Source organism: Pseudomonas sp. DD1 (assembly GCF_044510355.1).
Lineage (GTDB): Bacteria > Pseudomonadota > Gammaproteobacteria > Pseudomonadales > Pseudomonadaceae > Aquipseudomonas > Aquipseudomonas shahriarae.
Map to the genome: position 1 here is coordinate 1 of NZ_MSAJ01000027.1, position 1,231 is coordinate 1,231.

Below are 1,231 nucleotides of genomic sequence, written 5' to 3' on the forward strand. Positions count from 1 at the left end.
TGAATCGCTCCGGGTTTCGTAGACACCTCTTTGCCTTAAACTGAGGCCTATTAGGAGGTGCCATGAGCAACCCGCGTTACCCCGAAGAATTCAAAATCCAAGCAGTCAATCAAGTGACCGAAAAGAGGCTGCCTGTCGCTGATGTGGCGGCGCGTCTTGGCGTGTCGACGCATAGCCTCTATGCCTGGATAAAGCGCTACAGCAAACCTCAACAAGAACGGCAGCAGGATGATGATCAGCACGCTGAACTGCGTCGTCTGCGAGCCGAACTCAAGCGGGTCACCGAAGAGCGAGACATCTTAAAAAAGGCCGCCGCGTACTTTGCCAAGGAGTGCGGTTGAAGTACGCCTTTATCAAGCAGCGAGCGGGCGACTATTCCATTCGACGGCTTTGCCTGACGCTGAAAGTCCATCCCAGTGGTTATTACGCTTGGTTGTCTGAGCCGCAATCTGCACGCGCTAAAGACGACCAGCGATTGCTGGGTTTGATCAAGCACTCGTGGCTGGAGAGCGGCGGAGTTTATGGCTATCGCAAAATCCATGACGACCTGCGCGAGGTCGGTGAAGATTGTGGTCGGCATCGTGTGGCGAGGTTGATGCGTCTTGAAGGTCTGCGCTCTCAGACAGGGTATCGACGTCGCCCTGGAAAGTACGGCGGTAAGCCAGCGGTCGCCTCACCCAATTTGCTGAAGCGCCAGTTCGATGTCGTGGAACCCAACAAGGTTTGGGTCACCGACATCACCTATATTCGTACGTATGAAGGCTGGCTGTATTTGGCGGTGGTGCTGGATCTGTTTTCCCGTCAGGTCGTTGGCTGGTCAATGAAGTCGCAGATGACCAGTGATTTGGCCATTGATGCGTTATTGATGGCGGTTTGGAGGCGAAAACCGAAACAAGAGGTGATGGTTCACTCCGACCAGGGCAGCCAGTACAGTAGCTCCGATTGGCGCAGTTTTTTGAAGGCAAACAATTTGGTTGCCAGCATGAGCCGCCGAGGCAATTGTCATGACAACGCCGTGGCTGAGAGCTTTTTCCAGCTTCTGAAACGGGAACGAATCAAGCGGAAAATCTACACCTCACGGCAAGATGCTCGTAGTGATGTGTTCGATTACATCGAGATGTTCTACAACCCAAAACGCCGCCATGGTTTCAACAATCAACTGTCACCGGTAGAGTTTGAAAAGCGTTACGCAATGAGCTTGCAAGGTGTCTAGAGAATCCGGGGCGATTCA

Annotated in this window: 1 protein-coding gene; it reads left to right on the forward strand. The window is 53.1% G+C overall.

The annotated features are described in order from the left end of the window. Nucleotides 1-62: 62 nt before the first annotated feature. A protein-coding gene (locus PSFL_RS16440; protein ID WP_198792869.1) for an IS3-like element ISPsy29 family transposase occupies nt 63-1,213 on the forward strand; the annotation gives its coding sequence in 2 pieces (ribosomal slippage) (nt 63-297 and nt 297-1,213; 1,152 coding nt in all). Nucleotides 1,214-1,231 lie beyond the last annotated feature (18 nt).